Source organism: Micromonospora sp. CV4 (genome assembly GCF_003667455.1).
Lineage (GTDB): Bacteria > Actinomycetota > Actinomycetes > Mycobacteriales > Micromonosporaceae > Micromonospora.
Map to the genome: position 1 here is coordinate 1 of NZ_RCVI01000145.1, position 16,161 is coordinate 16,161.

The following is a 16,161-nucleotide window of genomic DNA, read 5'->3' on the forward strand; positions in this document are numbered from 1 at the left end:
CGTCAGCCCGTCAGCCCGTTAGCCCGTCAGCCCGTCAGCCCGCCAGCCCGCCACCCGCCCTTCAGGCCGCCGGCAGACCGGACATTCGGCGCGTCAGGTGCCCGGGGGTCTGGGTGGGTCAACCCATCCCACCGGCCACTCTGAGATCGGACCGCGACAGCCTGGTTGCGGGGTCCGTGGAGTACCGAGCCGACCCACCAGCGCCCGGCCGCTCGCTGCCTCCCCTGCACCGGACCCGCCCCCGGCCGGCCCTGCACTCGCCGAGGGGCGGTGGCTCTGGTGAGCGGTATACCTGTGAGTCATAAATATGCCTCTGAGGTATCGCGCTCGTTGACGACCCCGCCGGCCAGGCCTGGGGAGTGCCTCTTCGGGATGATCGACTCGATATCGGGGATGTCGCGGTGTCCAGGGCTTGCGGATGCCCCGATATCGGCGATACCGAGTCGATCACCTCTCGTGGCCGAGCCGAGCCGACAGTTCCCGGTGAGACACGCGCAAACGGGCCGGCCGGGCGAGGCCACTGGGTTGAGGCCGATGACTCAGAGGCACAAATATGACTCTGAGGTATACCGCTCGTTGACGACCTCGCCCGGAATCGTCTGAGCAGGCGCCTCGTCGGGGTGATCGACTCGATATCGGGGATGTCGCGGTGTCCAGGGCTTGCGGATGCCCCGATGTCGGCGATACCGAGTCGATCACCTCTCGTGGCCGAGCCGAGCCGACAGTTCCCGGTGAGACACGCGCAAACGGGCCGGCCGGGCGAGGCCACTGGGTTGAGGCCGATGACTCAGAGGCATAAATATGACTCTGAGGTATACCGCTTTCGGGTGCGGGTGCCGCCCGTGGCCGGCCCATCTCCGGACTCCATGCCCATCGGCCGCCAGGGACGGCGGGCGCGGCGGACCGACCACGATCTACGCGGCTGACCGACCACGATCTACGCGGCTGACCGACCACGATCTACGCGGCTGACCGACCAGGAGCTACGTGGCTGACCGCCCACGATCACCGAAGGCGATGAACGGTCCGCGGCGGCCGGCGGGCTTACGAACTCGGCGTGGCCTCGGCGCCCTGGTCGGCCTTTGCGCTGTCCTTGGTGAGGGCGGCCAGGATCGACTCGGCGGTGCGCCGGCCCACCCCGGGCACCTCGGTGATCTCCTCAACGGTGGCGGAGGACAGCCGCTTGAGCGAGCCGAAATGCCGCAGCAGCGCCTTGCGCCGCACCTCGCCCAGGCCGGGCACCTGGTCCAGCGCCGACTCGGTCATCCGCTTGGAGCGGCGCTGCCGGTGGAAGGTGATGGCGAACCGGTGCGCCTCGTCGCGGACCCGCTGCAGCAGGTAGAGCCCTTCCGAGGTGCGCGGCAGGATGACCGGGAACTCGTCGTCGGGGAGCCAGACCTCCTCCAGCCGCTTGGCGAGCCCACACAGCGCCACGTCGTCGATGCCCAGCTCCGCGAGAGCCTGGGCGGCCGCGGCGACCTGCGGCGCGCCGCCGTCGACGACAACCAGCTGCGGTGGGTACGCGAACTTGCGGGGTCGGCCGGTGGTCGGATCGACCAGGATCCCCACCTGCGGCTCGTCGGTGTCACCCTGTCCGCCCGGGGCGGCCGGATCGTCGGCCGGCTCGACCCCCACCTCGCCCGTCTCCGCCCGCGCGTCGAGGTAGCGGGCAAAGCGGCGGCGCAGCACCTCGGACATCGCGGAGAGGTCATCGGTCGCGCCCCGGACGATGAACCGCCGGTACTCGCTCTTGCGGGGCAGCCCATCCTCGAAGACCACCATGCTGGCCACCACGTCGGTGCCCTGGATCTGGGAGATGTCGAAACACTCGATGCGCAGTGGCGACGTGCGCATGTCGAGCGCCTCGCTGATCTCGTCCAGCGCCTTACCCCGGGTGGTCAGGTCACCGGACCGCTTGAGCTTGTGCCGGGCCAGCGCGTCCTTGGCGTTGCGCTCCACCGTCTCCATCAGCGAACGCTTGTCGCCCCGCTGCGGCACCCGCAACGACACGCGGCTGCCCCGATGGGTGGAGAGCCATTCGGCCAGCGCGTCGGCGTCCGCGGGCAGCTCGGGCACCAGCAGCTCGCGGGGCACGTCGGCCTCGCCGTGCTCGCCGCCGTACACCTGGGTGCAGAAGTGGTGCACCAGGTCGCCGGTCGTCAGGTCCTCGGTCTTCTCCACCACCCAGCCGCGCTGGCCGCGGACCCGGCCGTCGCGGACGTGGAAGACCTGCACGGCCGCCTCGAGCGGGTCGTCGGCGAACGCGACCACGTCGGCGTCGGTGCCGTCGCCCAACACCACGGTCTGCTTCTCCATCGCCCGACGCAGCGCGGCCACGTCGTCGCGCAGCCGTGCGGCCCGCTCGAACTCCAGCTGCTCGCTCGCCTCGGTCATCTCGCGTTCGATCTTGCGGACCATGGTGTCGGTGCGCCCGGCCATGAAGTCGCAAAAGCCGTCGACGATGGCCCGGTGCTCGTCGGCGGAGACGCTGCCGACGCAGGGCGCCGAGCACTTGCCGATGTAGCCGAGCAGGCAGGGACGGCCGACCTGGCCGGCCCTCTTGAACACCCCGGCGGAGCACGTCCGGGCCGGGAACACCCGCAGCAGCAGGTCGAGGGTCTCCCGGATGGCCCAGGCGTGCGAGTACGGCCCGAAATAGCGCACACCCTTGCGCTTCGCGCCGCGCATCACCTGGAGTCGCGGGTATTCCTCGTCGAGGGTGACGGCCAGATAGGGGTACGACTTGTCGTCGCGGTAGCGGACGTTGAACCGGGGGTCGTACTGCTTGATCCAGGTGAACTCCTGCTGGAGCGCCTCGACCTCGGTGCCGACGGTGATCCAGTCCACCGACTCGGCGGTGGTGACCATCTGCCGGGTGCGCTCGTGCAGGTTCCAGACGTCGCCGAAGTAGGAGTTGAGCCGGCTGCGCAGGTTCTTCGCCTTGCCGACGTAGATCACCCGACCGGTGCCGTCGCGAAAGCGGTAGACCCCCGGGGACTCCGGGATGGTGCCGGGTGCGGGACGGTAGGTCGAGGGGTCAGCCACACCAACAAGCCTAGTCCGCCGCACCGACAGCCCGCCGCAAGCGCTAGATCGACTCGGCTCCGGGAAGTACGGGCGTCGACGGACGCCGAACACCCCGGAGGCCGAGCCGATCAGGCGGGTTGACCGATCAGGCCAGCGAGATCTGGTCGCCGGTGACCTTGATGTCCTTCGGCGGCAGCGGCTTGGTGGCCGGACCGGCCTTCACCGAGCCGTCCTCGATCGAGAACTTGCTGCCGTGGCAGGTGCAGTTGATGGTGCCGCCGTCGACGTTCGTCACCGGGCAGTTCTGGTGCGTACAGATCGGGCTGAAGCCCTTGAACTGGCCGGCCGTGGGCTGGGTGATGACCACGCCCTCGGCGGCGAGGACCTTGCCGCCGCCAACCGGAATGTCGGCGGTGGTGGCGAGCGACTGGGCGCCCTGCCGGTCGCCGCCGCCGGCGTCACCGGTGCTGGGCACCGCCGGGCCGCCGCTGGTCGGGGCGTCGCCGGCGGGGGTGCCACTACCGGTGTCGTCGCCGCAGGCGGCCAGTACGACGGCCGCGCCGACCGCTCCGACGCCGGTGAGCAGGGTCCGACGGGTCTGCGTACCCGGACCGGTCAGCGCCTGATCGTCACTCATGCCTCGCCTCTCTGTTGCCCGCTGCGCCGGCAAGAGCCGGCCACACCCTCTCCACACGGGCAACTGTGCCGGATGGTTCACGATGGCACCCGTCCGACCCGGGAAATGGGACGGGGCGGGGCGGACCGCGTCCCGCGCGCCGCAGTCGGCGCGCGAAGTCGGTACGGACCCGCCCCGCAGGGATCGGGGTCAGCGCGCGGCGGTCGCCGCCACCTTGCGGCTCGCCCGCGTCTTGGTGGCGCCGTTGGCCTTGGCGGCCCGGGTGGTGGCGGCCGCCGCGCCCTTGGCATCGCCGTCGAGCTTGAGCACCTGGCGCAGGAACTGGCCGGTGTGGCTCTCGGGCACCTCGGCGACCTCCTCGGGAGTGCCGGTGGCCAGCACCATGCCGCCCCGGTGGCCGCCCTCCGGGCCCATGTCGATCAGCCAGTCGGCCGTCTTGATCACGTCGAGGTTGTGCTCGATGGTGATCACCGTGTTGCCCTTCTCGACCAGCCCTTCCAGCACCATCAGCAGCTTGCGGATGTCCTCGAAGTGCAGGCCGGTGGTCGGCTCGTCGAGCACGTAGACCGTCCGACCCGTGGAGCGCTTCTGCAACTCGGACGCGAGCTTGACCCGCTGCGCCTCACCACCGGAGAGGGTCGGCGCGGGCTGGCCGAGGCGGACGTAGCCGAGGCCGACATCCACCAGCGTCTTGAGGTGACGGTGGATGGCCGGGATGGCGGAGAAGAACTCGGCGGCCTCCTCGATCGGCATCTCCAGCACGTCCGAGACGGTCTTGCCCTTGTAGTGCACCTCCAGGGTCTCCCGGTTGTACCGGGCGCCCTTGCAGACCTCGCACGGCACGTACACGTCGGGCAGGAAGTTCATCTCGATCTTGATGGTGCCGTCGCCGGAGCACGCCTCGCAGCGCCCGCCCTTGACGTTGAACGAGAACCGGCCCGGACCGTACCCGCGCACCTTGGCCTCGGTGGTCTCGGCGAAGAGCTTGCGGACGTGGTCCCAGACCCCGGTGTAGGTGGCCGGGTTGGAGCGTGGCGTCCGGCCGATCGGCGACTGGTCCACGCCGACGACCTTGTCCACGTGCTCCAGGCCGCCGACCCGGGTGTGCCGACCGGGCACCAGACGGGCGCCGTTGATCTGGTTGGCCAGCACCGCGTACAGGATGTCGTTGACCAGCGTCGACTTGCCCGAGCCGCTGACCCCGGTGACCGCGATCAGCTGGCCCAGCGGGAAGGACACGGTCAGGTTGCGCAGGTTGTGCTCGCGCGCGCCGTGGACCACCAGCTCCCGGTCCTTGGTGTGCGGGCGGCGCTTCTGCGGCGTCGGGATCGACCGGCGCCCGGACAGGTACGCCCCGGTGATCGACTCCGGGTTCTCCAGCAGCGCCGGCACGGAGCCGCTGTGCACGATCTTGCCGCCGTGCTCACCGGCCCCGGGGCCGATGTCGACGATCCAGTCGGCGGTGCGGATGGTGTCCTCGTCGTGCTCCACCACGATCAGCGTGTTGCCCAGCCCGCGCAGCCGGATCAGCGTCTCGATCAGCCGGTGGTTGTCGCGCTGGTGCAGACCGATCGACGGCTCGTCGAGCACGTACAGCACGCCCACCAGGCCGGAGCCGATCTGGGTGGCCAGCCGGATGCGCTGCGCCTCGCCGCCGGACAGGGTGCCGGCGGGCCGGTCCAGGGACAGGTAGTCCAGGCCGACGTCGAGCAGGAACCGCAGCCGCGCGTTGATCTCCTTCAGCACCCGCTCGGCGATCATCTTCTGCCGGTCGGAGAGCTCGATGCCCGCCAGCAGGTCGGCGCACTCCCCCACGGACAGGTTGCAGACCTCGGCGATGCTCTTGCCGGCCAGCGTGACCGCGAGCACCTCGGGCTTGAGCCGGGCGCCGCCGCACGCCGCGCACGGCACGTCGCGCATGTAGCCCTCGTACTTGTCGCGGGACCACTCGGACTCGGTGTCGGAGTGGCGGCGCTCGATCCACTGCACCACGCCCTCGAAGCCGGTGTAGTAGGAGCGCTCACGGCCGTACTTGTTGCGGTAACGCACGTGCACCTGGTCGTCGGAGCCGTGCAGGATCGTCTTCTGCGCCCGCGCCGGCAGTGCCCGCCACGGGGTGCCGACGTCGAAGTGCTGGGCCTCGCCGAGCGCCTCCAGCAGGCGCAGGAAGTATTCCAGGTTGTGGCCGGTGGACCAGGGCTGGATGGCGCCCTCGCGCAGGCTGCGCTCCGGGTCGGGCACCAGCAGCTCCGGGTCGACCTCCTTCTTGGTGCCCAGGCCGGTGCACTCCGGGCAGGCGCCGTACGGCGCGTTGAAGGAGAAGACCCGGGGCTCGAGGTCCTCGATGGCGAGCGGGTGGTCGTTTGGGCAGGCCAGGTGCTCGGAGTAGCGACGCTCCCGGTTCGGGTCGTCCTCCGGCAGGTCGACGAAGTCGAGCAGCACCAGGCCGCTGGACAGGCCCAGGGCGGCCTCGACCGAGTCGGTCAGCCGCTGCTTGGCGCTCGGCTTGACGGTGAGCCGGTCGATCACCACCTCGATGGTGTGCTTCTCCTGCTTCTTGAGCTTCGGCGGCTCGGTCAGCGGGTGCACCACGCCGTCGACGCGGGCCCGGGCGTAGCCCTTGGCCTGCAGCTCGGCGAAGAGGTCGACGTACTCGCCCTTGCGGCCGCGGATGACCGGGGCGAGCACCATGAACTTGGTGCCCTCGGCCATGGCGAGGACCCGGTCGACGATCTGCTGCGGGCTCTGGCGGGAGATCCGCTCGCCGCAGACCGGGCAGTGCGGCTCGCCGATGCGGGCGTAGAGCAGCCGCAGGTAGTCGTAGACCTCGGTGATGGTGCCGACGGTCGAGCGCGGGTTGCGCGAGGTCGACTTCTGGTCGATGGAAACGGCCGGGCTCAGGCCCTCGATGAAGTCGACGTCGGGCTTGTCCATCTGGCCGAGGAACTGCCGCGCGTACGACGAGAGCGACTCGACGTAACGCCGCTGCCCCTCGGCGAAGATCGTGTCGAAGGCCAGGCTCGACTTGCCCGACCCGGACAGCCCGGTGAACACGATGAGTGCGTCCCGGGGCAGGTCGAGACTGACGTCACGCAGGTTGTGCTCGCGCGCGCCACGGATGATCAGTCGGTCGGCCACGGTCCGTGTACTCCCGGGTGAAGACGAAGCGAAGGATGTGTCCCGCTCTGGGATGATCTGAGCGGTCGTGCGGGCGCGGAAAAGGCGCCTCGGCAACTCTAGCCCCGAGGTATGACACTTTCCCCCGCCCGCACATTCCCCCAGCTCAGCCCGGTCGGCCGGGCCTGTCAGTATCCTCCGGGAGACGGCGGTCGGGCCGCCCGGCGCCGGGCGGAACGCCACCCGCCACGCCGCTCCGCGGCGAGCCGCGCCTCGCGCCGCCGGCTCTCCTGGGCCACCTCCCCCTGCAGCCGCCGCCAGCTCTCCCAGCGACGGGTGGACAGCTCCCCGGTGCTCAGCGCGTCGCGGACCGCGCAGGCGGGCTCCCCGTCGTGCCCGCAGTCGGCGTACCGGCAGCCCTCGGCCAGCCCGGCGATGTCGGCGAAGGCCCGGTCGAGCCCGGCCACGCCGTCCAGCAGGCCGACCGCCCGCACGCCGGGCGTGTCGATCACCGCCCCGCCGTCGGGGATGGGCACCAGGGCCCGCCAGGTGGTGGTGTGCCGGCCCTTGCCGTCGACCCGCCGGATCGCCTGGGTCGGCATCATCACCGCGCCGGCCAGCGCGTTGACCAGGCTCGACTTGCCGGCGCCGGAGGGCCCGAGCAGGCCGAGCGTGCGACCGGGCGCCACCTCGGCCCGCAGCGGTTCCAGGCCGAGGCCGCGCTCGGCGCTGACCGGCAGCACCGGCACGCCGGGGGCGACCGCGGCGAGCTGGCGGGCCAGCGCGTCCGGGTCGGCCGCGAGGTCGGCCTTGGTCAGCACGACCAGCGGCCGGGCCCCGGACTCGTGGGCCAGGGAGAGCAGCCGCTCGATCCGGCCGACGTCCGGCTCCGGGTGCACCGGCTCCACCACGGCGGCGGCGTCGAGGTTGGCGGCCAGCACCTGGCCGCTGGCGTCCTTGCCGGCGGTACGGCGGATCAGCGCGGCCCCCCGGGGCAGCACCGTCTCCACGGTGGTGCGGCGGTCCGGCCAGTGCGCGAGCAGCACCCAGTCACCCGCGCAGGGCAGCGCGGAGGGGTCCCGAACGGCGGCGGCCAGCACCGCCCCACCCAGGCTGGCCCGGACCGGGCCGGCCGCGGTGAGCACCGTGCAGACCCCCCGGTCCACCCGGGCCACCCGGCCCGGGTGGTGGTCGCCTCGTCGTGCGGCGTACGCCGCCCGCTCGGCGTCCCAGCCGAGGGCGGTCAGATCGATCGTCATGGCATCCTCATCGGTGTCGAAGCTGGTGATGGCGGAACACACGTGCCACGTCCGGCATGGTCACCACCTCCGTCCGACGTCCCGGTGCCGCGTATGCCGCTGACGGTAGGGCGCGGCCCGACGCGCCGAAAGCGATTTCCCCGGCGACGCCGCGACGGCGTACCGCTAGGGTCGACGCGTGACCACCGATCCGCTGCTGCTGATGGGCGAGGTGGACGACGCCACCAGCCGGCTCCTGCGTACCGCGGCCTCCTTCGGCGACGCGGACCTGGCGGCCTCGTCGCTGCTGCCGGGCTGGACGCGCGGCCACGTCCTGACGCACCTGGCGCGCAACGCCGACGGCTTCGTCAACCTGCTCACCGCGGCCCGCACCGGCGAGCCGCTGCCGATGTACGCCTCGCCGGAGGCCCGCGCGGCGGACATCGAGGCCGGCGCGGGCCGGCCACCGGCCGAGCATCTGGACGACCTGCGGCGTACCGCGGACCGGTTCACCGAGGCGGTCGCGGCCATGCCCGTCGAGGCGTGGGCGGCGACGGTGCAGACCCGCCGCGGCCCGTGGCCCGCGGCGCTGCTCGTCTGGGGCCGGTTGCGTGAGATCGAGGTGCACCATCTCGACCTGGCCACCGACTACCGGCCCGCCGACTGGTCGGAGGCGTTCGCCCACCGGCTGCTGCACGAGGTGTCCGCGCACCACGCCGACCGGCCGGCGCCGCCGTCGATGGTGCTGCGCTTCGACGGCAGCCAGCACGAGCTGGTGATCGGGGAGCGCGCGGGCGCGCCGGTCATCGCCGGTCCGGCCGCCGACCTCGCCGCCTGGCTGATCGGCCGTGACGGCGGCGGCGCGCTCGCCGTCACTCCCGACGGTCCCCTGCCTACTCCACCGGAATGGATCTAGAGACCTCATGACATACAGCGGAGACGTCACCCCCGGCGACGCGCCGGCGGTGCGGGAGCTGAACGGGCTCAGCATCAGCAAGCTGTCGGTGGGCCCGATGGACAACAACGCCTACCTGCTGCGGTGCACGGGCACCGGCGAGCAGGTCCTGATCGACGCCGCCAACGAGGCGCCCCGGCTGTTGGACCTGATCGGCGACAGCGGGCTCACCGCCGTGGTGACCACCCACCAGCACATGGATCACTGGGTGGCGCTGGAGGAGGTGGTCGCCAAGACCGGCGCCCGGGCGCTGGTGCACGCCGACGACGCCGCCGGGCTGCCGATCGAGGCGCAGCGGCTCGCCGACGGCGACACCGTGCCGGTCGGCGACTGCGCCCTGGAGGTCATCCACATCAAGGGGCACACCCCGGGCTCGATCGCGCTGCTCTACCGCGACCCGGCCGGCACCCCGCACCTCTTCACCGGGGACAGCCTTTTCCCCGGTGGGGTCGGTAACACCGACAAGGACCCGGAGCGCTTCGCCGCGCTGATCGACGACGTCGAGCACAAGCTGTTCGACCGGCTGCCGGACGAGACCTGGTTCTATCCCGGTCACGGCAAGGACAGCACGCTCGGCGCGGAACGCCCCGCCCTGCCGCAGTGGCGGGCTCGGGGCTGGTGACCCCGCGGGGCCGGCCCCCCCGGCCGGCCCCGCACCACCCACCCGACCGCGCGGGCGCACCCCCGCACCCGCAGTCGGGCCGAACCGGTCAGGGCGTCGGCGCCCCGGTGACCGCCCGCAGCCGGCGCCGGGTGCCCAGCAGCACCACGGCGGCCAGCACCAGCCCGACACCCATGGTGACGAGCAGCGGGCTGGACTCCCCCGGCAGCAGCCCGGCCAGCGAGCGGGACGCGGTGCCCAGCGCGAGGTAGAGACCGGCCCAGGCCGTCGCGCCGAGCGCCGCGCAGCCGAGGAACCGCCGGTACGACATCCGCAGCCCGCCGGCGGCCAGCGGCAGCAGCGCGTTGAACACCGGCAGGAACGGCGCCACCACCACCATCCGCCCCCCACCGCGACGCAGCAGCCCCTCCGCCGCCGTCCAACGCGCCTCGCCGATCCAGTCGCCGACCCGACTGCGCCGCAGCCGCTCCCCGTACCGGCGACCGACGAGGAAGCTCAACGACCAACCGGCCAGGCAGCCGACCAGCACCGCGGTGAAGGTGGCGAGCCCGGTGGCCGGGCGGCCCACGCCGACCGCGGCGAGGATCGCCACGTCGCCGGGGACCAGGACCCCCAGCAGCGGCACGGCGTCGAAGAGCATGACCAGCCCGAGCGTGCCCATCAGCAGCACGATGGGCAGTTCCCCGACCTGAGCCAGCCATTGCGTCATGCCCCGTACGCTATGGCCACCGTGCCACCGTGGACATCCGGTCGCATCCCCCAGCGACCCCTGGTATCCGCCTCGGGGTCGCCCCTGAGACGGCCCGGCCTCAGGCGGGTCGCAGCACCTGCACCCGGCGCAGCGACGAGTCGACCGAGGGTTCGGTGGTGGGCACCGGATAGTCGGCCAGCACCGTCAGCCGGTCCGCCGGCAGATGCCCCCGGCCGGGATCGCCGACCAGCACCTCGGCGCCGCCGGCGGCGGCCCGCTGGAGGAACGGCAACATCCGGTCGGCCATCGCGCGGCTGTAGAAGACGTCCCCGGCGACGACCAGGTCCGCCTCGGCGTCGACGCTGTCGAGCAGGTCGTCCCCGGTGGCGTCGACGGCGACCCGGTTGGCCCGCGCGTTGACGGTGACGGCGGCGACGGCGTACGGGTCGATGTCGTTGGCGACCACTCTCGCCGCGCCGGCCAGCGCGGCGGCGATGGCCACCAGCCCCGACCCGGCGGCGAGGTCGAGGACCCGTTGGCCGGCGACCAGCTCCGGATGGTCCAGCAGGTGGCGGGCCAGGGCCTGGCCCCCGGCCCAGGCGGAGGCCCAGTACGGCGGCGGCAGGGCGTGCCCGACGGTCGCCTCCATCCGGGCCCACCAGACGATCGCGTCCTCGGCCAGGTGCAGCCGTACCTCCGGCACGAAGGGGGTGGGCACCAGCCGGAGCCGGTCCAGGCCGGCGCCGGGCGCGTCGATTTCGCGCTCCAGCTCGGACAGCGCGGCGGCTGCGGCACCCCTCATCGGCGCAAGCATGCCCCAGCGGAGGGTCGCCGGGGTGGGTTTCACCGGCCGGCGCGCAGAGTTCACCCGACTTCACTCGAAGACCTACGGCACTTCGGCCGGCAGATCGGCGTTTCGCCCGTTACTGTCGGACAGGTACGGGCGATCATCGGCCACAGGCCGAGGGTCAGCCGCTTTGAACAGGGAGAGATGCATGGCAACCGGCACGGTTAAGTGGTTCAACTCGGAAAAGGGCTTCGGTTTCATCGAGCAGGACGGTGGAGGGCCGGACGTGTTCGTCCACTACTCCGCCATCGCCTCGAGCGGCTACCGGGAGCTCAACGAGGGCCAGAAGGTCGAGTTCGAGGTGACCCAGGGGCAGAAGGGTCCGCAGGCGGACAACGTCCGCCCGATGTAGCTCCGTGCCGGTAGCGGCGGCCGGTCTCCGGCCGCCGCTGCAGCGCACTCAAGACGCCGCCGGGGCGGCGGGCAGGTCCCGCCGCCGCCGGAGTGGTCCGATCAGCAGAATCAACGGGGTGAGCGCCAACCAGGCGGTCATCACCCCGATCGCGGTCCCGACGCCGTAGCGCGCGCCGAGGGCTCCGGCCAGCACGGCTGCCAGCGGGATGGTGCCGTAGTTGAGCAGCTGCATGCTCACGGTCACCCGGCCGAGCAGGTGGTGCGGGGTGTACGTCTGGCGGAAGCTGCCCTTGAGCACGTTGCCAATGGCCACGCCGAGACCGATCAGGACGCCGCCGAGGGCCGGCCAGATCAGTCCCACACCGGGCGTGGCCAGCGGGATGAGCAGCGCGGGCGGCCCGGTGAGGGCTGCCCCGAGCAGCATGGCCCGCGCGGTGCCGCAGCGCCGGCCCAGCACGGTGGCCAGCAGCGCGCCGACGATCCCCCCGGCGCTCATCACCGCGACCAGGACGCCCACCACGCCGGGCGCGAGCCGCAGCTCGCGGACCAGGAACACCACCAGGACGGCCTGGTAGCCGATCAGCCCGATGTTGCTGGCGGCGCCGAAGACCGTGAGCACCCGCAGGTACGGGTCCCGGACGACGAAGCGCAGACCCTCGGCGATGTCCCGGCGCAGTGACCGGGACCGGTCGGCCCGCCGGGTACGCGGCTCGACGGTACGGATCCGCAGCAGGCAGGCCGCGGAGACCAGGAACGTGACCGCGTCGAGCAGCAGCGCGGCGACCGCCCCGGTGAGCTGGGCGATGAGGCCCGCGAGGCCGGGCCCGACGACGTAGCTCACGGTCTGGGTGGCCTGTAGCTTCGCGTTGCCCTCCGGCAGTTGGTCGGCGCGGAGCAGCACCGGCAGGTACACCTGGTCGGCGGTCTCGAAGAAGACCCGTGCGGTGCCGGCGCCGAGCGCGACGAGCAGCAGGTGCCAGACGGTGAGCTGGTCCAGGACGGCGGCCAGCGGCACGCTGAGGAACGCCGCCGCGCAGAACACGTCGCAGGCGATCATCACCGGCCGGCGCGGCAGCCGGTCCACCCAGGCGCCGGCCGGGAGGCCGATCAGCAGCCACGGCAGCCAGGCCGCCGCGGTGAGCACCGCCACCTGGAAGGTGCCGGCGTCGAGCACGGCCACCGCGACCAGTGGCAGCGCGACGGTGGTGACGTTGCTGCCGACGCTGCTGATCGCCTGGCCGGCCCAGAGCAGCCGGAAGTCCCGGTGCCGCAGCAGCCCGCCGCTCTGCCGGACCGGGCCCGGGTCGGTGTGCGTGGCCGTGGTCACGGCCGGGCCGGGACGCCGTGGGCGAACACGAAGACCGGCTGGCGGTCGCGCCCGTCGTCGGGCACCTCCCGGTCGGCCCAGCGGGCCAGCAGGTCGACCATCTCGCGACTCAGCTCGGCCAGCTCGTCGGGCGTGAGGTGCATCCAGCGGTCGGTGGAGAACGGCCCGTCCTCCCAGGCGGCCTGCGCCTCCTCGTCGGCGGCGTGCCAGGCCCGGGCCAGGGCGACGTGCCGGTCCAGGTTGAGCGAGGTGGCGGCGTCGGCGACCGCGCGGGCGGCCGGGTCGGCGTCGAAGTCGGTGTTGGACCAGCGCACCCCCCGGGTGACCAGCCGCCACCACCGCTCGCGCCGGTCGCGGGCCAGCTCGGGGGCCTCGGTGACCAGTTCGCCGGCGGCGAGCACCTTGAGGTGGTGGCTGACGTTCGCGGGCGCCTGGTCGGTGCGCTCGGCGAGCATGCCGACGGTCGAGGGGCCGTACACCTTGAGCACGTCCATCAGCCGGCGGCGCAGCGGGTGGGCCATGGCGGCCAGCACCCGCGAGTCGGTGACCTGTCGTACGTCGGGGCTCTCCATGCCGCCCAGCCTGCCATCCGCAACAGCAGTTGCGCAACAGATATTGCGTAACCGCTGTTGCGGGACAGGGGCGGCTCAGGCGGCCAACCGCCGGGCCAGCTCGTCGGCGACCTGCTTGGCCATGGTGGGCGGGATGGCCGCGGCGATCTTCTCCGGGGTCAGCCCGGCCAGCACGCCCTGGATGATCGCCGGCTCGTCGGTGAGGTCCTGGCCGGCGAGCGCCGCCAGCTGGGCGGGCAGCCCGTTCAGCACGATGGCGTGCGCGGAGGTCTTCCCGCCGTGGTCGGCGGGCAGGAACTCCCACGGCGCCCGCCGCAGGACCTCGCGGATGGTCGGGTCGCTGGTGACGCCCTTGCGCAACGCGGCGATGATTTCGGCCTCGGTCATGTCGTTCTCCTCCAGGAGTCCGATGGAGCTGAGATAGCGGCGGAACAACGGCTGCTGGTCGCGGCCGGCCTTGATGGCGTCACGGAAGAAGCTGAAGTGGGTGTGCCAGCGGTGCGAACTGTCGCCGCTGCTGCGCTTGCCGAGCCGGTCCCACCGCCGCACGGTGCTTCCGTCGGGGCTGTAGATGATCTCGCGAATGTCCCGGGTGTCGGCCGCGTTCGCGGCGCACTGCCCCACGCACCACAGCGAGAAGCTGGGCAGGGTGTGCGTACGGCCATCGACGCGGACCTCGAAACCGCCGACGTCCAAGGCGGCCGCGTCCAGGGTCAGGCCGGCCCGGTCCCGTGGTGACTCCACCACGGAGTAGTCGTTGGTGACCACCCGGTCCGATCCACAGTGGTAGCCGCCGCGGTGCGCCGGGTCGCCAACGATGCCGACCTCCGCCGGCTCCAGATCGTCCGGCCCGGGGGCGTTGTCGAGGTGGGTCAGCAACAGGGTGCGCACGGCCAAGAGATTCGCCGGGGCCCGGGTCATGGGGTCCCCCCTTCCAACGAGCGGGGGCCGGGCACGACGTCACACCGCGTACGCGGTGCGGGGCTACGGGCGAGCCCGGCCTACTGGTGCACAGCGCCGGGCGTTGACCCAACGATAGCCCGCATCAACCGCTAATGCCCAGCTCAGGGGACATCTGTTCACCTTGGAGATCGTTCCGGGCCAGAGTGGACGATCGGTAGCCGCAGCACCGAGGGGTACGCGGGGTCGTGCAGAACCTGCCGCCACCCGGCACGCAGAGTCACGGCTGTGCCGAGGGGTTCGCCGGTGCCCGGGTTGCGCGCCCAACGGGGATGGGCGCCACCGGCGACCTGCACCCGCAGCCGGTGCCCGGCGGCGAACCGGTACGCCGTCGGCCAGAGCGGCACCGGAACCCGGCGCACCCCGGACGCGTCGGCCGGGAACCGACCGGGCGCGACCCGGACCAGCCCGTCGCACACGTTCCACGATCGACCCCGGCGGTCCACATCACACAGTCGGACGAAGACGTCCAGGTGCGCGAGTTCACTGCGGACGTGGATCTCGGCGTGCACCGGGCCGATCACCTCGATCAGCCGGTCCAGCGGGGCGCTGGTGTACGTCAGCACGTCGGGGCGGGCCTCGACGCTCCGGTTGTCCACCGGGCCGGCCCGCTGCGCCACCAGCAGTGGCCCGCCGAGCGACGGCGTGGGGTCGGCCGGGTCGTACCGGAACTCGTCCGGCGCCGACGCGACCGGCGCGCGCGGCGCCAGCTCGCCACCGGGATGCAGGTGCCAGGCGGTGTCGGCCGCCGGCGGCGGCCAGTCCGGCAGGTCCCGCCAGCCGCCACCGGCGCCGCTCACGAAGAGCCGCACGGGGGCCGACCCGGACGGCCCGGCGTCCTGGGACTGCTCGCCCGCCTGGGCCGGCCCCGTCAGGTGCGCGTCGAGCCAGGTGAGCCCCTCGGTGAGGGCGGCCACGAACAGGCCGGGGCTGCCGTGCGTCCAGGGGCCGACCACCAGGCGGGGACGAGCGCCGGAGGCGCGCAGGGTGGCGTAGTCGTCGAGCTGGGCGGGCAGGAAGATGTCGTGCCAGCCGCTCACCATGATCACCGGCGCTCGCACCCGGGACACCCGGTCGGCGAAGACCCGGGTTCGCCAGTACGCGGCGTCGGGGGTGTGGTGACGCAACCACTCCTGGAAGAACGGGATGGTCACGCCGGTGGCCACCCGGTCCGCTCCGGTCAGTGGCAGGTGCTCCAGCGCGGCGGCCAGTCGGGGCTGCCCGCGCTTGAGTTCGCGCTGGCGGGCCAGCCACGGCACGGTCTGCGCGTGCAGCAGCTCCGCCCAGGTCAGCACGGTGTCCAGGGCGAACGACTCGCCCGCGTACGTCGAATCCCGGGTGGCCGAGGCGGTCACCACCGCGACCATCGCGCGCAGATCGTCGCCGGCGTCGGCGGCCAGCGCCCACTGCGCGAAGCCCTGGTAGCTGACCCCGAACATGCCGAGCGCTCCGGACCACCACGGCTGGCGGCGCAGCCAGTCCAGGGTGTCCACCCCGTCGTCGCGCTCGTGCACCAGCGGGGCGAACGTCCCGCCGGAGCCGCCGGTGCCCCGGCAGGACTGGATCACGGCGTGCCGACCGCGGGCGGCGAGCAGCCGACCGAGCAGTCGCAGCGGTCCACCCCGCCCGTACGGGGTGCGGATCAGGACGGTGGGCGCCTGCCGGGCGTGCGGGGCGTAGTGGTCGGTGCGCAGCACCACGCCGTCGCGGACCCGGACCGGGATGTCGCGGGTGACCCGCACCGGGCCGAGGCGGGTCGCGGGAAGCCGCAGCGCGGCGCCGGCGACGCGGGCGACGAGCCGGTCCGGCAACGG

At 72.7% G+C, this 16,161-nt stretch carries 13 protein-coding genes; 3 read left to right on the forward strand and 10 right to left on the reverse strand.

The window, feature by feature from the left end; all coding sequences use genetic code 11:
* Positions 1 to 1,044: 1,044 nt before the first annotated feature.
* The 4 genes from uvrC to rsgA all read right to left on the reverse strand — a co-directional run bounded on the left by uvrC (position 1,045) and on the right by rsgA (position 8,040).
* Positions 1,045 to 3,045, reverse strand: a complete 2,001-nt coding sequence (uvrC, locus tag EAD98_RS02560) for an excinuclease ABC subunit UvrC (RefSeq protein WP_121652474.1) — start codon at positions 3,043 to 3,045, stop codon at positions 1,045 to 1,047.
* Between the two features lie 127 nt (positions 3,046 to 3,172).
* Complete coding sequence (locus tag EAD98_RS02565) at positions 3,173 to 3,664, reverse strand: Rieske (2Fe-2S) protein (protein ID WP_121652475.1); 492 nt, start codon at positions 3,662 to 3,664, stop codon at positions 3,173 to 3,175.
* 189 nt (positions 3,665 to 3,853) lie between these two features.
* Positions 3,854 to 6,802 (reverse strand): excinuclease ABC subunit UvrA, encoded by a 2,949-nt coding sequence (gene uvrA / locus EAD98_RS02570; RefSeq protein ID WP_121652476.1) that lies wholly within the window; start codon positions 6,800 to 6,802, stop codon positions 3,854 to 3,856.
* Between the two features lie 167 nt (positions 6,803 to 6,969).
* Entirely contained in the window at positions 6,970 to 8,040 is a 1,071-nt protein-coding gene (gene rsgA, locus EAD98_RS02575) for a ribosome small subunit-dependent GTPase A (protein ID WP_121652498.1), read from the reverse strand.
* Between the two features lie 178 nt (positions 8,041 to 8,218).
* Here rsgA and EAD98_RS02580 point away from each other — a divergent pair, with 178 nt between their 5' ends.
* Together EAD98_RS02580 and EAD98_RS02585 are read left to right on the forward strand one after the other, a co-directional pair.
* Complete coding sequence (locus EAD98_RS02580; protein ID WP_121652477.1) at positions 8,219 to 8,935, forward strand: maleylpyruvate isomerase family mycothiol-dependent enzyme; 717 nt, start codon at positions 8,219 to 8,221, stop codon at positions 8,933 to 8,935.
* A 7-nt stretch (positions 8,936 to 8,942) separates the two neighbouring features.
* The gene (locus EAD98_RS02585) at positions 8,943 to 9,596 is read left to right on the forward strand and encodes an MBL fold metallo-hydrolase (protein ID WP_121652478.1); all 654 of its coding nucleotides are present in this window, start codon (positions 8,943 to 8,945) and stop codon (positions 9,594 to 9,596) included.
* Between the two features lie 88 nt (positions 9,597 to 9,684).
* On the opposite strand, the gene EAD98_RS02590 is transcribed toward EAD98_RS02585, so the two are convergent.
* Together EAD98_RS02590 and EAD98_RS02595 are read right to left on the reverse strand one after the other, a co-directional pair.
* Positions 9,685 to 10,305 (reverse strand): DedA family protein, encoded by a 621-nt coding sequence (locus tag EAD98_RS02590; RefSeq protein ID WP_121652479.1) that lies wholly within the window; start codon positions 10,303 to 10,305, stop codon positions 9,685 to 9,687.
* 100 nt (positions 10,306 to 10,405) lie between these two features.
* Positions 10,406 to 11,101, reverse strand: coding sequence for a methyltransferase (locus tag EAD98_RS02595; protein WP_121652480.1), 696 nt, complete (start codon positions 11,099 to 11,101; stop codon positions 10,406 to 10,408).
* Between the two features lie 181 nt (positions 11,102 to 11,282).
* Here EAD98_RS02595 and EAD98_RS02600 point away from each other — a divergent pair, with 181 nt between their 5' ends.
* Positions 11,283 to 11,486, forward strand: coding sequence for a cold-shock protein (locus tag EAD98_RS02600; protein WP_007462771.1), 204 nt, complete (start codon positions 11,283 to 11,285; stop codon positions 11,484 to 11,486).
* A gap of 48 nt (positions 11,487 to 11,534) precedes the next feature.
* On the opposite strand, the gene EAD98_RS02605 is transcribed toward EAD98_RS02600, so the two are convergent.
* The 4 genes from EAD98_RS02605 to EAD98_RS02620 all read right to left on the reverse strand — a co-directional run bounded on the left by EAD98_RS02605 (position 11,535) and on the right by EAD98_RS02620 (position 16,158).
* Entirely contained in the window at positions 11,535 to 12,815 is a 1,281-nt protein-coding gene (locus tag EAD98_RS02605) for an MFS transporter (protein WP_121652481.1), read from the reverse strand.
* The gene (locus EAD98_RS02610) at positions 12,812 to 13,387 is read right to left on the reverse strand and encodes a helix-turn-helix transcriptional regulator (RefSeq protein ID WP_121652482.1); all 576 of its coding nucleotides are present in this window, start codon (positions 13,385 to 13,387) and stop codon (positions 12,812 to 12,814) included. Before EAD98_RS02610 ends, EAD98_RS02605 begins: the two co-directional genes overlap by 4 nt.
* 75 nt (positions 13,388 to 13,462) lie before the next feature.
* The gene (locus tag EAD98_RS02615) at positions 13,463 to 14,278 is read right to left on the reverse strand and encodes a hypothetical protein (protein WP_233583690.1); all 816 of its coding nucleotides are present in this window, start codon (positions 14,276 to 14,278) and stop codon (positions 13,463 to 13,465) included.
* 188 nt (positions 14,279 to 14,466) lie between these two features.
* Positions 14,467 to 16,158, reverse strand: coding sequence for a CocE/NonD family hydrolase (locus tag EAD98_RS02620; RefSeq protein WP_121652484.1), 1,692 nt, complete (start codon positions 16,156 to 16,158; stop codon positions 14,467 to 14,469).
* Positions 16,159 to 16,161 lie beyond the last annotated feature (3 nt).